We start from the raw sequence: 16,438 nt of genomic DNA, 5'->3' as shown, positions 1-16,438 counted from the left end.
CGTTCCTAGCTGGGATCTTCGCGGAGCAAGGTTTCGAAATTCTGTCCGCCATAATAGAAACCGATGATAACAACGGCTGTCTCTTCGACCATGAAAGCCATAATCACGCGACGCCGATGGGCCAACGTGCGCAATCCTGGCCGCACATCGTCTCTGGCCGTGCCGATAAGCGGATAATCGGCCAGCGTTTCGAGATGAGCGAGGATGCCGTCAGTAAATCGCCGCGCGATATCCGGGGTCGCAACCTGGCTTATATAGTCCTGAATGGCGGTAATCTGATGACGGCTTTCAGGTGTAAAGATAATCTTGTGCGGCACATTCAGTCGCGATCGGCGATTTGCCCGTGGCGATCGGCCAATTCATTTCGAATGTCGTCGATCGCAATTCCGCGAGAAGGATCGACCCGATACGCATCATAAGCAGGCAAGGCGATCCCGTTCAACCAACCTTCTATGGCGCGGTCCCGTGCCTTGAGCGCCCGCAGACCATCGCGAATGACCTCACTCTCACTGGCATAGACGCCCGACGCAACCTTTGCCCGGACCTCGTCCGCCATCTCGTTCGGCAAGGTCACACTGAATTGTTGAGTCGATCGCATGACGCATCCTTTCGTCAATGGGATTTAATCCTATCGCATCGGGTTTGCAAATGCCTCACCCCGCCACCACCAGCGCCCCTTCCAGAAAATCCAGCATCGCCCGCACCCGCGCCGCCGCCCGGTCCTCTGCCGCATAGAGCGCGTGAATATCCTCGCCATCGCCCGGATTATACGCGCCCAGCACCTCCACCAGCCGCCCTTCGCGCAGGTCACGCGCGACATGGAACCGCCCATGACGCGCTATGCCGCCACCCGCGATCGCCATCTGCCGCACCACTTCGCCGCAATTGCCAAAGAAGCTGCCCGGCACCGCTCGCTGCACCACCTGCCCGCCGACCCGAAACGGCCAGCTATCCACCGACCGGCGGAAACTGAAGCGCAGGCAGTCATGCTCCTCCAGATCGTCGGGCGTCTCCGGCTCCCCCCGCCGCGCCAGATAATCGGGGCTGGCAACCACCACCATCGCGCTATGCCCCAGCTTCTTGGCCCGCAAACTGGTGTCGCGCAGCGGGCCGATGCGAATGGCGATGTCCGCCCGTTCCTCGACCAGATCGACGATCGCATCGGTCAGCGTCAAATCCACCGTCACCGCCGGATAGGCCGCCCGAAATCGCGGCAGCAGCGGGATCAGACATTCATAGCCAAAGGAGGGTGACGCATTGATGCGCAACACCCCGCGCGGTCCCTGCCCCTCCTGCCCCAGCCCCGCCTCGACTGCCATCATGTCGCCGATCAGCACCGCCATCCGGTCGCGATAGGCCACGCCTTCTCCCGTCAGCGCCAGAGCGCGCGTCGTCCGCCGCACCAGCGCCACGCCCAGCCGCTGTTCCAGCCGCGCGATGGATCGGCTGACGGCGGACGGGGTCAGGCGCAAAGCCTTGGCAGCGGCGGCAAAACTGCCTTCGCCCGCGACCATCAAAAACGTCTCGATATCGCCGAACCTGTTATCCATGATTCAAAATCACTTCTGAAATGATGACGTGCCTACTAATCATCAATCGCATAAATCGCCACTCTATGTCCATCTTGCTGTCTACTTCACTTTTCGAAAGGCACCCCCCATGGACCTGAAACTCAACGATAAAAGCGCCATCGTCACCGGATCGACCGCCGGCATTGGCCTGGCCATCGCGCGCCGCCTGTCGCAGGAAGGCGTCGCCGTCACCATCACTGGCCGCAGCCAGGCAAAGCTGGACGCCGCCGCCGCAGAGATTGGCGGCTCCGTCAACGCCGTGCTGGCCGACCCCGCCACGGCGGAAGGAGCCGCCACCCTGATCGCCGCCGTCCCCCGCACCGACATCCTCGTCAACAATCTCGGCATCTACGAAGCAAAGGATTTCACGGACATAAGCGACGCCGACTGGCACCATATCTTCGAAGTCAACGTCGTCAGCGGCGCGCGCCTTGCCCGCCATTATTTCCCGCAGATGCTGGCGCAAAACTGGGGCCGCATCCTCTTCATTGCCAGCGAAAGCGGCCTGTTGCCGCCTGCCGAAATGATCCATTACGGCATGACCAAATCGGCCCAGCTCTCCATCTCGCGGGGTCTTGCCGAACATACGCGCGGCACCGGCGTCACCGTGAACAGCGTGCTGCCCGGCCCGACCCGCTCCGAAGGGATCGTGGATTTCATCCGCTCCGTGGTCGATGACAAGGACGCATCCGAAGAGGACCGCGAAGCGGAATTCTTCACCAAACTCCGCCCGCTCTCGCTCATCAAGCGATTGATCGAAGCGGACGAGGTCGGCGCGATGGTCGCCTATCTCGCCAGCCCGCTCGCCGCCGCCACCAATGGCGCAGCGGTTCGGGTCGAAGGCGGCATGATCCCGACGATCGCCTGATGGTCGGTATCGCCTGACACCGTTCCAGCCGCCTTACGGAAACTGGCCCTGTCGCTCGTCTCACCCTTTGATTACAAGGATGAAGATGAGCGACACGACCTGCCTTTCCCGCATGGACCATCATCTGGTACAGGACGGCTATGCCCGGTTGGCGGGGGCGGAAACGTTCGCCCTTCTGGCCGTGGAACAGGACGACTGGACGCGCTTCGCCGCCAGCTGGAACGATCTTGGCCCGGACCTCTACATGGCCGATGGCGGACGCTACCGCCGCCGCCGCCACGCCGCTTTCGCCTGCGACCATGGGCAGATCATGCGCAAGCCGCATCAGCCCCATTATCAAAGCCGCGACTATAATGCCCTGAATGGCGACGTGCAGCGCTGGTTCGACCCGGTGGACGAAGCGACCATCGCCAACCCCGCCTGCCAGGCGATCTTCGCCTTTTGCGCGGCCCAGTTCGACACCGCGTCCGCCACCAGATGGCATGTCGAAATGCACCAGTTCCGCATAGAGGCAAAGCCCGGCACAGCAGGCCGCCCCACACCCGAAGGGCTGCACCGCGACGGCGTGGACCGCGTGTTCGTGCTGCTGGTCGAACGAGTCAATGTCCGCGAAGGCGTCACTCGCATCGGCGCGCCCGACGGCACCCCGCTCGGCGAATTTACGCTAACCCATCCGGGCGACGCGATGCTGATCGATGACCACCGCATCCTGCACGGCGTCACCGAAATCCACCCGCAGGATCCCGCCCGCCCCGCCTGGCGCGACGCGCTGGTCGTGACCTTCGTGGCGGACTGACGACAGCCCGCCACAAAGGCTGGATCCCTATTCCCCCAGCGCCAGTTCGATCAGCGCCATGGTCGACGGGTCGAACCCGGTCGCCCCCTCCGTCTCGATCGACTTGGCGATTTCCTTGCCCAATTCCACCCCGAACTGGTCGAACGGATTGATCCCCATCAGCACTGCATTGGCAAAGGTCCGATGCTCGTAGAACGCGATCAGCGCGCCCAGCGCATGGGGCGTCACATCGTCCAGCAGGATCGTCGTGGACGGACGATTGCCCGGATAGGCGCGCGCGGGATCGGCATCATTATCCTTGCCCCGCATCAATGCCGCCCCCTGCGCAAAGCAATTGACCAGCAGCGCCCGGTGATGCGCCGGGTCCAGCCCGTGACCGGACTCGATCGACGCGATGAATTCGACCGGCGTGATGATCGTCCCCTGATGCAGCAACTGGAACACCGCATGTTGCGCGTCGGTGCCGACCCCGCCCCAGGTGATCGGCGCGGTCGGGCCATCGACGGGCGATCCGTCCAGCTTCACCGCCTTGCCATTGCTCTCCATCTCCAACTGCTGAAGGTAGGAGGGCAGCAGCGCCAGCCGCTCGTCATAGGCGAATACGGCTCGGGTCTGGCACCCCTGAACCCGCGCATAATATTGGTCCACGAACGCCGCGATCAGCGGGATGTTGTCGGCAGGATCGGACAGGCGGAAATGCCGGTCCATTTCAGCCGCCCCCTCCAGCAAACTCTCGAACGCATCCCAGCCCAGCGCCAGCGCGGCGGGAAAGCCGATCGAGGACCAGAGCGAATAGCGCCCGCCCACCGATTCGGCGAACGGCAGGATGCGGGTTTCATCCACACCCCATTCCATCGCCCGCTCCGGCGCGGCCGTCAGCGCGATGACCCGGCCATAGGGATCGTCCACCCCGCCCTCGATCATCCAGTTGATCGCGCTCGCCGCGTTCAGCATGGTTTCGCTGGTGGTGAAGGTCTTGGACGCAATGGCGATCAGCGTCGCGTTGGGGTCGAACCCCTCGATTGCCCGCTCCAGCGCCGTGCCATCGACATTGGACACGATCGCCACGTCATAGCGCACCCCGTCACCGTCCAGCGCATCGACGATCAGGTCCGGGCCAAGCGCCGACCCGCCAATGCCGATGTGCAGGATGTGGCGCACCTCGCCCAGCGCGCCTGCCTCGATCGCATCGACCAGCCCGCGCATCCGCATATGCAGCATCTTGGCATGGGCGACGCTGTCGGCATTGCCCTCACCCCGTTCGGCGGGATGTTCGGCGGCTCGGCCTTCGGTGTTGTTGACGGCCTCGCCCGCAAACAGCGCGTCGCGCCGCCGGGCAAAGCCCTGCTCGTCGGCCAGTGCCAGGAAACCGGCCATCAGGTCATCGGTCAGATGCGTCTTGGACCAATCGAACCGGATCGCCCCTTGACTGCGGACCAGCTTGGCAAGGCGGTCGGGATCAGTGGTGAAGATGGACTTCAGATCGGCTTGCGGAAGCGCCGTGATGGCCGCCAAGGACGGACTGGGCAGTGCAGGGCTGGGCATGGACTATCCTCTTTGCAGTTGATCGACACCGACGCTGCACCTGTCGATTCTTTCTGTCCTTAGCCAAAATTCAGGCGCTTTGCATCGTCAAGGACGTGCTTGACGCGCCCGGCATCTGGCCTCACAAGCCGGCACGGCCGCTTTGTCGGCGCGTATCAAGGGACGAAACGACCACCCATGACTGCAAAATCGGAAACGCGGGACTTCCTCTGGTTCCTCGCCAGGCTGGGCCTGTTCGTCTTTGTCCTGCGCAGCTTCATCATCTCGCCGTTCAATATCCCCTCGGAATCGATGCAGCCGCGCCTGTTGATCGGCGACTATCTGCTGGTTGCCAAATGGCCCTATGGCTATTCGCGCTACTCGCTACCGTTCAGCATCCCGCTGATCCCCGGTCGCATCCTGGCGTCCACGCCCGATCGCGGCGACGTGGCGGTTTTCAAGGCACCGCCGTCCCAGAAGAACGATTATATCAAGCGCGTCATCGGCCTGCCGGGGGACATGATCGCGGTGCGCGGCGGCGTCGTCTATCTGAACGGCGCGGCCATCCCGCGCCAGAAGGTCGCCGACCTCGTCATTCCGGTGACGCCGAACATGGTCGATGCGGCGGCCAAGGAAGGCGCGGAAACGCCCTGCTACCGCCCGGATTTCGAGGAAGCCGCGCCCGGCGGCGGCCGCCAGTGTCGTTACCCGCAGTTCCGCGAAACCCTGCCCGCGACCAAAGATGTTCCGGCCAAAAGCTATAACGTCCTCGACCTTGTGCCGGACGGCGCGGCGGACGACCGCGACACTGTGCTGGTGCCGGAAGGGCATCTGTTCATGATGGGCGACAATCGCGATCGCAGCGCCGACAGCCGCTTCCCGGCGGTCGAAGGCGGCGGCATCGGCCTCGTCCCCATGGAAAATCTGGTGGGCAAGGCGATGATCTCGGTCTTTTCCACCGATGGCAGCGCCAACTGGCTGCTGCCCTGGACATGGGTGTCGGCTGCGCGGTGGAACCGCATCGGGGAAGGCTTTTGAAGGGCGACCTGCATAAGCCGGACACCGCCGGATGGCTGAACGCGCTGATCTGTCGCGCGCCGCACCTGCCCGAACGCTTCGAACAGGCACTGACCCATGGCAGCGCCAAGCCGGTCAATTACGAACGGCTGGAATTTCTGGGCGACCGGGTGCTGGGGTTGCTGGTGGCCGAATGGGTCTATGACCGCTTTGCCGGCGAACCCGAAGGCAAGCTGTCGCGCCGTTTCAACGCGCTGGTATCGGGCGAAACCTGCGCTTCCGTCGCACGGGAAGCAGGCGTGCCGACCCATCTGGTGCTGGGCAAGCAGGCGCGCGACGATGGCGCCGCCGACAGCGACAATGTGTTGGGCGACGTGATGGAAGCGCTCATCGGCGCGCTCTATCTGGAAGCCGGGCTGGACGAAGCGCGCACCCTCGTCCGCCGCCTGTGGGCCGGGCGCGTCGATACCCAGACCGCCGCTCCGCGCCACCCCAAGTCCGCGTTGCAGGAATGGGCCGCCGCCAACAAGCGCAAGCCCCCCGAATATGAGCTGAAAGACCGCGCCGGTCCCCACCACGCCCTGCGCTTTACCGTGTCGGTGACGATCAAGGGCGCAGGCGAGGCCAGCGCCACCGGCGCGTCGAAGCAGGAGGCCGAAACAGCGGCGGCTGCGGCGCTCATGGAGAAGCTGGCGGGGTAGTTTCCTCGCGCGCCATAACAGGCTATTATCCCCCTTTCCGTCATTCCGGCGAAAGCCGGGATCCCGCTTTCTTAAAAGATCCGGTGGGATGCCAGCCATCGCTGGCATGACGACAACATATTTTGACTGCGCCAATGTGGCTCAGGACGAACGGAGTAGTTTTGACAAGCATGAATGAAACGCAGCGCTGCGGCGTCATTGCCGTCGTGGGTGCGCCCAACGCGGGCAAATCCACGCTGGTCAACGCGCTGGTGGGGCAAAAGGTCGCGATTACCAGCCCCAAGGCGCAGACCACCCGCACCCGCGTCATGGGCGTGGCGATTGAGGGGACTGCGCAGATCGTTCTGGTCGACACCCCCGGCATCTTCGCGCCCAAACGGCGGCTGGACCGGGCGATGGTGCAGGCGGCATGGGGCGGCGCGCAGGGTGCGGACCTGATCGCGATGGTGGTCGATGGCAAGGCGGGGCGTGGTCCCAAGCTGGAACCGATCATCGAATCGCTGAAACACCGCAAGGAACGCAAGTGGCTGATCCTCAACAAGGTGGACATCGCCATCAAGGAAAAGCTGTTGACCCATACGCAGGTGTTGAACGACACGCTGGGCTTCGATGAAATCTTCTTCGTGTCCGCCGCGACGGGCGACGGCCTGCCTGAACTCAAGGCTGCCTTTGCCGCCGCCATGCCGGAAGGGCCATGGCATTTCCCCGAAGATCAGGTGTCGGACGCCACCGACCGGATGCTGGCGGCGGAAATCACCCGCGAACAGCTTTATCACCAATTGCACGCCGAACTGCCCTACGCCACCGCCGTCGATACCGAACAATATAAGGAACGGCAGGACGGATCGGTCGAAATCCACCAGCAGATACTGGTCGGTCGCCCGACCCAGCGCGCCATCGTGCTGGGCAAGGGCGGTCAGCGCCTCAAGGAAATCGGGTCGAAAGCGCGGGAAGAACTCGCCGCCCTGCTGGGCGTAAAGGTCCACCTCTACCTCCACGTCAAGGTCAAGGAAGGCTGGGAGGATGATCGCAACATCTATCGCGACATCGGTCTGGACTGGGTAGAATAGCCGCCGGGGAACAGCCGGAAATCGCTTGTTTACCTTCTGTCGTTACGGACCCGTCGCATGGGACCGAAACGCAAGATCGCCTGCTTTGTCAGCATCTCCATCGTGGGGACGCTCATCATCATGGCGATCATATCGGCCATTCCCGGCATGTTCATACCCTGGCGCTTCTTTGGCGTGGGGATATTGTGCGCAGGCAGCATTTCCACCCCAGTCTGTTTCCTGCTGGTTCGGCAGAATGAGGAAAATCGCCGTTTGCGCCGCGAGCTGGAACAGCGGCTGGCGGACCTGCGGCGGCTGGCCGATATCGACGGCCTGACCGGCCTGCTGACCCGCGCAACCTTTTTCGAGCGCGCGGGTCAGGGCCATCATCGTCCGGGCAACTGGCACCTGCTGATCGACATCGACCATTTCAAGCGATTCAACGACGATCATGGCCACCAGACCGGCGACGCCGTGCTGCACGCGGTCGGCGCGGCCATCCGCGACGCGCTGCGCCCGGTGGATCTGGGTGGCAGGCTGGGGGGCGAGGAATTTGTCCTGTGCATCGCCGATTGCGATGAGAGGGAGGCAACCCGGCGCGCCGAACATATCCGCGCCTCCATTCAGGCGCTACGCGTGCGTGCGCCCACAGGCCGCATCGTGCGCGCCACCGCCAGCATCGGCATCAGCCCTGCCGACCCGATGCTGCCGATCGAGGCCAGCCTGCACCGCGCCGACATCGCCATGTATGCGGCCAAGACCGGCGGCCGCAACCAGGTGCGGCACGCCGCCTGAACGCTATTCCGCTGCTGCTGCTTTCTTCTTGGCCGGAGCCTTCTTCGCCGCAGGCTTCTTCGCCGCGCCGTCCTTCTTCGCGGGCGCATCTTTCTTGGCAGCTGCCTTTTTGGGTGCCGCTTTCTTCTTCGCGCCCTTCTTGGCCGGTGCCGCTGCTGCGCGCGCGTCGATCAGTTGTGCGGCTTCCTCCAGCGTCAGTGCGTCCTTGTCGACCGTCTTGGGCAACGTCGCATTGGTCGTGCCATCGGTGACATAAGCGCCATAGCGCCCTTCCATCAGCTTGATTTCCAGTTCCGTGCGCGGATGCGCGCCCAGCACCTTCAATGGCTCCCGCCCGGCGCTGCGCGGCCCGCGTGTTGCCGCCTCCGCCAGCTTGACGACCGCGCTGTTCATGCCGACTTCGAAAATCTCCGCCGTGTTGGACAGCCGCCCATATTTGCCGTCATGCAGCAGATAGGGTCCAAAGCGCCCGATATTCGCCACGATCGGCAGCCCCGTTTCAGGGTGCAGGCCCACTTCGCGCGGCAGGCTGAGCAGCTTGATGCCCCATTCCAGCGTCAATTCGCCATCGGGCAGATCCTTGGGGATCGAGCCACGCTTGGCCTCCTTGCCCTCACCCATTTCGATATAGGGACCAAAGCGGCCGGATTTCCTGACGATGTCCTGTCCGGTGTCGGGATGCTGGCCCAGAATCTCCGGCCCGCTATCTTCGCCATCCTTGCCACCGGGCTGGCCGAATTTCCGCGTGAACTTACATTCGGGATAATTGGAGCAGGCGATGAACGCGCCGAACCGCCCGCCACGCAGCGACAATTGCCCATCCGCGCATAGCGGGCAGGCACGCGGATTGCTGCCGTCCGCCTTGGGCGGGAACAGCATCGGTTCCAGAAACTTGTCCAGTTCCGCCGTGATGTCCGACGGCTTCTGCTCCATGATCTCAGCCGTCTTGGGCTTGAAATCGCGCCAGAAGGCTTCCAGCACTGCCTGCCATTGCGCGCGGCCGCCGGAAATATCGTCCAGCTCGTCCTCAAGCCCCGCCGTGAAGTCATAGGACACATAGCGCTCGAAAAAGCGCTCAAGAAACGCCGTCACCAGACGTCCGCTTTCCTCGGCGAAGAAGCGGTTCTTCTCGATCCGCACATAGTCGCGGTCCTTCAGCACCTGCAACGTGGACGCATAGGTGGACGGCCGCCCGATCCCCAATTCCTCCAGCCGCTTGACCAGCGATGCTTCGGAATAGCGCGGTGGCGGCTGGGTGAAATGCTGGTCCGCCGTCACCTTCTTCTTGGCCGGGGCGTCGCCTTCGCTCATACGCGGCAGCAGCTTGCCATCCTCATCGTCGCTGTCGTCGCGCCCTTCCTCGTACAGCGCCAGGAAGCCGGGGAAGATCACGACCTGCCCCGTCGCGCGCAGCGTATGCGTGCCGGTGGCGTCGTTCATGTCGATGGTGGTGCGTTCCAGCCGCGCCGACGCCATCTGGCTGGCCAGCGCCCGCTTGAACACCAGGTCATAGAGCCGCGCATGATCGCCGCCGCCCACCTTGTCGCGCGAAAAATCGGTCGGGCGGATCGCCTCATGCGCTTCCTGCGCATTCTTCGCCTTGGTCTGGTAGATGCGCGGCTTGTCCGGCACATAACCGCCATCATAACGCTGCGCGATCGCGGCGCGCGCGGCGGAAATGGCGCTATGGTCCATCTGCACGCCGTCGGTCCGCATATAGGTGATCGCGCCATCTTCATAAAGCTGCTGCGCGATTCGCATCGTATGGCTGGCGGAAAAGCCCAGCTTGCGCGCCGCTTCCTGCTGGATGGTCGATGTCGTAAAGGGCGGCGGTGGATTGCGGGTGAGCGGCTTCGTCTCGACCCTCTCGACCGTAAAGCGCCCGGCCTCGACATCGGCCTTGGCCGCCATCGCGTCGCCCTCACGGCCGATCGTCAGCCGCTCGATCTTCTCGCCCTTCCAGCGGACGAGGCGCGCGGTAAAGGCGGTGCCGTCCTGCTCCATTTCGGCAGCAACCGACCAATATTCTTGGGGCTTGAAGGATTCGATCTCCCGCTCGCGCTCCACCACCAGCCGCAGCGCGACCGATTGCACCCGGCCTGCCGACTTGGCACCGGGCAGCTTGCGCCACAGCACCGGCGACAGGGTGAAACCGACCAGATAGTCCAGCGCCCGGCGCGCGCGATAGGCATCGATCAGATCCTCGTCCAGCGCGCGCGGCTTGGCCATCGCGTCCAGCACGGCGGCCTTGGTAATCGCGTTGAACGTCACCCGGTCCACGACGGCGGGCAACGCCTTCTTGGCGCGCAGCACTTCCTGCACATGCCAGCTTATCGCTTCCCCTTCGCGGTCAGGGTCAGTCGCCAGGATCAATCGCGTCGCCTTCTTGGCGGCGTCCGATATGGCTTTTAGCTGCTTGCCCTTGTCGCCGTAATTCTCCCACGACATGGCAAAGCCATCGTCCGGGTCGACCGACCCGTCCTTGGCCGGCAGATCGCGGATATGGCCATAGCTGGCCAGGACATGGAAATCCCCGCCCAGATATTTCTCGATGGTTTTCGCCTTGGCCGGCGATTCAACGATGACAAGCTGCATTATGGCCCCGAAATTAACTGCCTCACACGTATGCGCGAGTTTGGAAGGCGATGACGGCGGACGTCAAGCGGTGCGAGTGATTAGGGGAGATAGTGACCCAGCGCCAGCTTCTTGTCGAAACGGCGCGCTAAGCGCACGGGTCGGCCCGGACAGGGGAAAATCTACCTGATCGAGATCAAGTCGTGCCGATGGGCCTGCGACTTTTTTCAGGATGCCGGGTTGTATGGGCATCGTCCGGTTTGTCCGAACCCATGGCGAAACCCTTTATCAAGACAGGAAAAACCATGTCCGATTCCAGCCACGATATTTCCACGCTCAACGGCCTGATCGCCACCACGCTCGACAGCGTCGATGGCTATACCGAAGCGGCCAAGGACAGCGAAAATGCCCGCTTCACCGCGCTGTTCACCAGCCGCGCCAGCGAACGGCGTCAGGTCGTCACGCGCCTGCAACAGGAAGTCCGCACGCTGGGCGGCAACCCGGAAGATGACGGCACGATCCTGGCCGGGGCGCACCGCGTTTTCCTGAACCTCAAAGCCGCACTGACGGGCAAGGATGACAAGGCGATCATCAACGAAGTCGAAGCGGGCGAAGATCATATCAAGGCCAAGTTCGAAGACGCCATCGCCGATCGCGACCTGTCGCCTGCGACCCGCGCAGTGATCGAACAAAGCTATGTTTCGGTCAAGGAAGGCCATGACGAAATGCGCGACATCAAACATTCGATGCAGCATTGATCTGACAAGCAGGCAGCGGGCGGGCGCAATCATGCGCCCGCCCGCTGCCACTATCGCAAACTCACGCGCGCACCCGCCAGCCGGTCCAGCCGCTGCGCCAGTTCCAGTTCCAGCAGCACCGTCTGCACTACCGCAGGCGACAGGTTCGACAGCCGTATCAACTCGTCCACCGGCACCGGCGCATGACCCAGCAGCGCGACCACAGCGTCCCGTTCGCTGGCCAGAACGTCACTCGACACCGGCTCGCTAACGAAATCGAAATTGCCCTGCCGCACCATGCGCGGGTCGATATGGCCGACGGCTTCCAGCACATCGGCCGCGTTCTGCACCAATATAGCGCCCTCGCGGATGCAAGCGTCAACAGTTGCACGCCACACAATGCACTGATTTAACTGATTAATTCCTGAGACGCCTCACAAGTCTTTTCCAATCATCCTCGCTGCTCATCCATTCTGGCCGATCTGGGCGTCGAGGCGATGGAGCAAAACGTTCAGGATGGCTCCGACAGCGCGAGCATCGTAAATGCGCTCCGACGGTTTCCATCGCGGTGTTCCAGCCGTGGGCAAGGAACCAGCGGTTGAGCTTTTCGACATCGACAACTCCTGAGTGGCCACATTTGCAGATGATGAAGAGATTTGCTTTCCGACGAGCGTAATCGCCTAGATTTCTAAGCGTGACATTCGCGCCCATATCACAGCGGCAGCATCATCTGCCTGTGATCCCAGATCGTCGGGGGATGCTCTATGGCTATCATGATGCTTTGCGCGAGTTCGACTGCTGCCTGTTCGCGAAGGCGTTCGTTGGGTGCCGTGAGGGCAACTCTGGCCCATGCTGGCGCGTGGAGAAGGCTCTGAGCGAGCCAAAGTGAGTCGGGGTGGGTCATGGCAACATGATAGGGAACAAACCAGGAACATGGCAATATGGATTGCGATGGATCGTTATTCCTCGTCGGGTTGCTCCAAAGGGGTCAACATGCCTTCAAAGATCGCGATGATCACAGCATGGCTTTTGCCCGGTGCCTTTAAGCGGATGCCTTCGCTCTCCCAAACATCTGGTTCGATCTCGGTTATCGTCCTGCCGAAGCGATCATAAATCGTCATAGCCAAACCCCGCCTGTTCCGATTTCACCAGCAAGACCCGGTGCGCTGATGTTGGTGCTATTTGTTGGCGGCGTTGTGCCGACCAAACGAGCAGTTTCCACGAGGGTCGCTGTCGTGGTGTTGATGACGACTATCAGTCCCGATCCACCACCGCCGCCACCGCGTCCAGCTTTCGCATCTGATGCTCCGCCGCCGCTGCTGCCACCGGTGCCGCCTTCGCTCGTAATGAGCGTTGGGTGATCGGCTGATGTGGTGTGGTAGACCAGATAGATCATTCCACCGCCGCCACCGGCTCCACCACCACCGCCACCTGTTCCTGAGGTGCTTGCGGTTCTTCCGTTGCCACCATTGCCACCACGGCTGGTGATTACGCCTGTGGTGCTGCCGGGGATGATATGTCGGGCTGCTAGATAAACGTTCGCACCACCGGCTCCACCGCCGCCACCGCCACCGCCGGTATTTGTGCCGTTACCGCCACCACCGCTGCCGCCACTGCCACCTTGACCACCAGCTACGAACACGATGCCACGAACAAGGCTTGCGACATATCGACGGACTGCGAAAGGCACCGAAGCGTTCACTGCACGACTTGAGCCTGCGGTATTCACGCCATCGCCGCCTGCACCGCTCATGCCACCATGACCACCACCAAGGATTGCGACGCTGCCCGCTGATGAGCCGTTGTTTCCTGTCGTGGCCGTGCTTGCGCCACCAGCAACGCCAGAAGCGCCTACGCTGGTTGATGCCGAGGAACCCGTTACTGCGCCTGATGTGCCGCCACTTGCGCTGCCGCTCGATTGTCCGTTGCCGGTGACGTTTGGTCGGATGCTGTTGGCTGTTGCATCTGATAGATCGAGAGTGCCAGCCACATAGACATGGAACATCGTGGTGTTGAGTATGCCCGTGCTAGTGATGGTCAGATTGTTATAATACATGTCACGGGTCAGGTTGACCAAACTCGCGATTGTAACATCGCCATCGCTGCCATCGCCGTAAATGGCCAACGCATCGAGTGTTGGTAAGCCCACTGGTGCCGGTGTTCCGGGTTCGCCTTGTGTGTAGCGCGACGATTACGGTGTCCGGTCGGCGTCAATTTTGATGGCCGATAGGTGGCCGCGCCGGTTGGTGAATTCTGGCTACCATTTGCTGTTGCGAGGAGCAACCGTCGAGCGACAATTACGACGCTGGGTAATTGTCGCTGGCGCTGGCCGGAAGCGAGGGTTTGAAGCGCATGGGATGGTTGGCATGTAATTGCCGCTGGCGACAATTACCCGTTGCCTCAGCAAGGGTGCTCCCGAGCGCGAAGCCAGCGACAATTATGATGGCCGGTCCGGGGCGCCATTGGGCGGGTCGTAATCGCCGGCGTTGATGCGGGCGACGGCGGAACGCTTGCGGTAGCTTTCGCCGTTCATCTCGATGATGGTCGAGTGGTGCACGAGGCGGTCGATCGCGGCGACAGTCATGGCGGGATCAGGGAAGACGTTGTCCCATGCCGAAAATGGCTGGTTGGCGGTAATGGCGAGCGAGTGGCGTTCGTAGCGGTGGGCGATGAGCTCGAACAAGGCGCTGGTCTCGACCTGGTCCTTGCGGACGTAGGACAGATCGTCGAGCACGATGAGATCGAACTTGTCGAGCTTGTCGAGCATGGCGGGCAGGCTGAGGTCGCGGCGCGCGGACTGGAGCTTCTGGACCATGTCGGTGGTGGAGCAGAACAGGACGCGCCGCCCCGTGTCGATGAGGGCATGGCCAATGGCGGCAACTGCGTGCGTCTTGCCGGTCCCACTCTGGCCGAACAGCAGCAGGTTGCCGCCGTTCTCGATCCAGTCGTCACCGGCGGCGAGGGACAAGAGGTGCGGTTTGCGGATGCCGGGGGCGGCGTCGAAATCGAAGGTGGCGAAGGTCTTGCCTGCGGGCAAGCCGGACTGGTCGCGATGGCGCTGGATGCGCCGGGAGGAGCGATCAGCCATCTCGATCTCGAGAAGCGAGGCCAGCAGGTTGGCGGCCGGCCAGCCATCGCGATCGGCGGTGTCGGTGAGGCGCTTCCAGTTGCGGTTGATGCTCGGCAGGCGCAAGGCCTTCAGCAGGGTAGGCAGTACGGCGGCGGCCTGATCCTTGGTGCGGGTCATCAGTGCACCTCCCCGCTGGCGATCAGGCTGTTGTAGCTGTGCAGATCGGGTGGCGGGATAGCGACATCGCGCTGCGATCTTGCGGTTGGCAGGAACTCGTCCCTGAGGCTCTCGACATCGGGCAAGCGCCCGCTGTCGAGAGCCTCATCGATCCGCCGGGCCAGCACGTCGACACAGTCGCCCCTGGCGGCGATATCGAGCAGCGCGACGGCATCGCGGCAGGCCTGCCGTCCATCGAGTTGGGCATCGAAGGCTTGCCAGGCCCGCCGGTAGGCGTGATCGGGGAAGAGGGCTTCGCGGTAGACGAGGTTGCGCAGTGCACCGGGCTTGCGGCGCAGGTTACCGATCATGTGCCGGAAATCGATGCTATGCCCCCGGTGGGGATGACTGATCCGCACACGCGGCGTGGACATTACCCTGTCCGGGCCGAGGAAGAGCTCGATGCGATCGTCAAAGAGATGCGCGTTGAGGCGCCGTCCGACGAGGCGGGAAGGCACCGAATAGGTAACCCGATCGATGGCGACGGTGCCGTTGCGGGTGACATCGACGGTGACCATGGCGAAATCGGTGGTTCGCCTTGCGGGCAGCGCCTTGAGTACCCTGCGTTCTGCATCGATGCGCGCAGCATGCCGCCGGTTCTGTCTGGCGACCTGCGCCTCAACGAACTCGCGCCAGGCCTCGATGCTGACGAAATCGCGGCTGCCCCGCCGGCGTAAGGCCTGATCGAGCCGTCGCTTGAGATGGGCATGGGGACCTTCGATCGATCCGTTCTCGTGCGCCTCGCCGCGGTTGTTGCGGGTAGCAAGCATGCGGTAATGACGACACAGCTCGTCATAGCTTCGGGTGAAATCCCGCTGCGCATCGGCGTCGAGGTTTTTGTAGGCGGCTGACAGGGAATCGCTGCGGTGTTCGGCCGGCGCACCGCCCAGCTTCCACAACGCATCCTGCAGGTGCTCCGAAAGGGCGGCAAAGCTCTCCCCGCCCAGCACGACAGCCGCATGCTCCCAGCCACTCGCCGCCAAGCGGAAGTGGTAGAGGCGATAGGCCAGGGTCTCGCCGGCAACAGTGACCTTGAGACTGTCGCATACCGTGAAATCCGACAGGCCCTGCCGACCGGGCTCATGATGCTGCGGGAAGAAGATCTCCTTCTCGCCGCCGTGCAGTGCCCGCCAGCGGGCGATCCGGCGTTCCAGTGTTCGTCGTATCGCATCGGGAACAGCATCCTCGCCGAACTCGTCCTGGAGCGTCTCGAAGACCGTGACGGCAATGATACCGTCGATCTGGAGCAACTCCTCTATACGTGGCCAGAATGGCTCGAGCGGATCGGCGCGGGTGCGCCAGTGGCGCTCCTTCTTCTTCTGGGACGGAAGCTGCGGATCGTTCTCGATCCGGCGTGCGCTGCGTTCGCTGATACCGGCCTTGGCAGCCGCGACGGCCTGGGTGTGTTGGCGACGATGGGTCATGAAGAGAAATACCTGCTGATCGGAAATGTGGTGGCCCGGCATCGCAAACCCATCGCTCGTTGTTCGATGAGTGTTCCGATACCACCGCCCGCCACA

The 16,438-nt window shown here is 62.9% G+C and carries 17 protein-coding genes and 1 pseudogene; 7 read left to right on the top strand and 11 right to left on the bottom strand.

Annotated features, from left to right (window positions below; all coding sequences use genetic code 11):
- Positions 1 to 5: 5 nt before the first annotated feature.
- The 3 genes from SPBM01_RS04335 to SPBM01_RS04325 are packed head-to-tail and all read right to left on the bottom strand — an operon-like array spanning position 6 to position 1,550.
- Positions 6 to 317 carry a type II toxin-antitoxin system RelE/ParE family toxin gene (locus SPBM01_RS04335; protein WP_188064171.1) on the bottom strand — a complete coding sequence of 104 codons (312 nt, stop codon included), beginning with the start codon at positions 315 to 317 and terminating at the stop codon, positions 6 to 8.
- A 2-nt stretch (positions 318 to 319) separates the two neighbouring features.
- Positions 320 to 598, bottom strand: a complete 279-nt coding sequence (locus SPBM01_RS04330; RefSeq protein WP_188064170.1) for a type II toxin-antitoxin system ParD family antitoxin — start codon at positions 596 to 598, stop codon at positions 320 to 322.
- A 55-nt stretch (positions 599 to 653) separates the two neighbouring features.
- Entirely contained in the window at positions 654 to 1,550 is an 897-nt protein-coding gene (locus SPBM01_RS04325) for a LysR family transcriptional regulator (RefSeq protein ID WP_188064169.1), read from the bottom strand.
- A gap of 109 nt (positions 1,551 to 1,659) precedes the next feature.
- Between SPBM01_RS04325 and SPBM01_RS04320 the strand changes: the two genes are divergently transcribed.
- Together SPBM01_RS04320 and SPBM01_RS04315 are read left to right on the top strand one after the other, a co-directional pair.
- Entirely contained in the window at positions 1,660 to 2,439 is a 780-nt protein-coding gene (locus tag SPBM01_RS04320) for an SDR family NAD(P)-dependent oxidoreductase (protein WP_188064168.1), read from the top strand.
- 85 nt (positions 2,440 to 2,524) lie between these two features.
- Positions 2,525 to 3,235: a 2OG-Fe dioxygenase family protein gene (locus tag SPBM01_RS04315; RefSeq protein ID WP_188064167.1), complete on the top strand. Its 711-nt coding sequence runs from the start codon at positions 2,525 to 2,527 to the stop codon at positions 3,233 to 3,235.
- Positions 3,236 to 3,262: 27 nt separating this feature from the next.
- Here SPBM01_RS04315 and pgi read toward each other — a convergent pair whose 3' ends face one another.
- Entirely contained in the window at positions 3,263 to 4,765 is a 1,503-nt protein-coding gene (gene pgi, locus SPBM01_RS04310) for a glucose-6-phosphate isomerase (protein WP_188065545.1), read from the bottom strand.
- A gap of 192 nt (positions 4,766 to 4,957) precedes the next feature.
- Between pgi and lepB the strand changes: the two genes are divergently transcribed.
- The 4 genes from lepB (at position 4,958) to SPBM01_RS04290 (ending at position 8,321) form a co-directional block, all read left to right on the top strand.
- Positions 4,958 to 5,797 (top strand): signal peptidase I, encoded by an 840-nt coding sequence (lepB, locus tag SPBM01_RS04305; RefSeq protein ID WP_188064166.1) that lies wholly within the window; start codon positions 4,958 to 4,960, stop codon positions 5,795 to 5,797.
- Positions 5,752 to 6,477 (top strand): ribonuclease III, encoded by a 726-nt coding sequence (gene rnc / locus SPBM01_RS04300; RefSeq protein WP_188064165.1) that lies wholly within the window; start codon positions 5,752 to 5,754, stop codon positions 6,475 to 6,477. The genes lepB and rnc overlap by 46 nt, the downstream gene beginning before the upstream one ends.
- Before the next feature lie 170 nt (positions 6,478 to 6,647).
- Positions 6,648 to 7,547, top strand: a complete 900-nt coding sequence (gene era, locus SPBM01_RS04295) for a GTPase Era (RefSeq protein ID WP_188064164.1) — start codon at positions 6,648 to 6,650, stop codon at positions 7,545 to 7,547.
- Between the two features lie 57 nt (positions 7,548 to 7,604).
- On the top strand, positions 7,605 to 8,321 hold the full coding sequence (locus tag SPBM01_RS04290) for a GGDEF domain-containing protein (RefSeq protein ID WP_188064163.1): 717 nt from the start codon (positions 7,605 to 7,607) through the stop codon (positions 8,319 to 8,321).
- A 3-nt stretch (positions 8,322 to 8,324) separates the two neighbouring features.
- Here SPBM01_RS04290 and topA read toward each other — a convergent pair whose 3' ends face one another.
- Positions 8,325 to 10,916 carry a type I DNA topoisomerase gene (gene topA, locus SPBM01_RS04285; RefSeq protein WP_188064162.1) on the bottom strand — a complete coding sequence of 864 codons (2,592 nt, stop codon included), beginning with the start codon at positions 10,914 to 10,916 and terminating at the stop codon, positions 8,325 to 8,327.
- A gap of 284 nt (positions 10,917 to 11,200) precedes the next feature.
- Here topA and SPBM01_RS04280 point away from each other — a divergent pair, with 284 nt between their 5' ends.
- Complete coding sequence (locus SPBM01_RS04280) at positions 11,201 to 11,653, top strand: PA2169 family four-helix-bundle protein (protein ID WP_188064161.1); 453 nt, start codon at positions 11,201 to 11,203, stop codon at positions 11,651 to 11,653.
- A gap of 50 nt (positions 11,654 to 11,703) precedes the next feature.
- On the opposite strand, the pseudogene SPBM01_RS04275 reads toward SPBM01_RS04280, so the two are convergent.
- The 6 genes and pseudogenes from SPBM01_RS04275 to istA form a co-directional block, all read right to left on the bottom strand.
- Positions 11,704 to 12,003, bottom strand: a pseudogene (locus tag SPBM01_RS04275) (DNA-protecting protein DprA); the annotation flags it as partial.
- Between the two features lie 341 nt (positions 12,004 to 12,344).
- Positions 12,345 to 12,536: a DUF6771 family protein gene (locus SPBM01_RS22085; protein ID WP_017182579.1), complete on the bottom strand. Its 192-nt coding sequence runs from the start codon at positions 12,534 to 12,536 to the stop codon at positions 12,345 to 12,347.
- A gap of 55 nt (positions 12,537 to 12,591) precedes the next feature.
- A complete protein-coding gene (locus tag SPBM01_RS04265; protein ID WP_188064160.1) occupies positions 12,592 to 12,753 on the bottom strand; it encodes a hypothetical protein in 162 nt (53 codons plus the stop codon).
- On the bottom strand, positions 12,750 to 13,757 hold the full coding sequence (locus SPBM01_RS21845) for a hypothetical protein (RefSeq protein WP_262504320.1): 1,008 nt from the start codon (positions 13,755 to 13,757) through the stop codon (positions 12,750 to 12,752). Before SPBM01_RS21845 ends, SPBM01_RS04265 begins: the two co-directional genes overlap by 4 nt.
- Positions 13,758 to 14,069: 312 nt before the next feature.
- The gene (gene istB / locus SPBM01_RS04255) at positions 14,070 to 14,879 is read right to left on the bottom strand and encodes an IS21-like element helper ATPase IstB (RefSeq protein WP_007686496.1); all 810 of its coding nucleotides are present in this window, start codon (positions 14,877 to 14,879) and stop codon (positions 14,070 to 14,072) included.
- Positions 14,879 to 16,342 carry an IS21 family transposase gene (istA, locus tag SPBM01_RS04250; RefSeq protein WP_164522016.1) on the bottom strand — a complete coding sequence of 488 codons (1,464 nt, stop codon included), beginning with the start codon at positions 16,340 to 16,342 and terminating at the stop codon, positions 14,879 to 14,881. Before istA ends, istB begins: the two co-directional genes overlap by 1 nt.
- Positions 16,343 to 16,438: the final 96 nt, after the last annotated feature.

This window comes from Sphingobium sp. KCTC 72723 (assembly GCF_014280435.1).
Lineage (GTDB): Bacteria > Pseudomonadota > Alphaproteobacteria > Sphingomonadales > Sphingomonadaceae > Sphingobium.
Note: the sequence above shows the minus strand (reverse complement) of the source record. Positions and strands in the feature narration are given on the sequence as shown.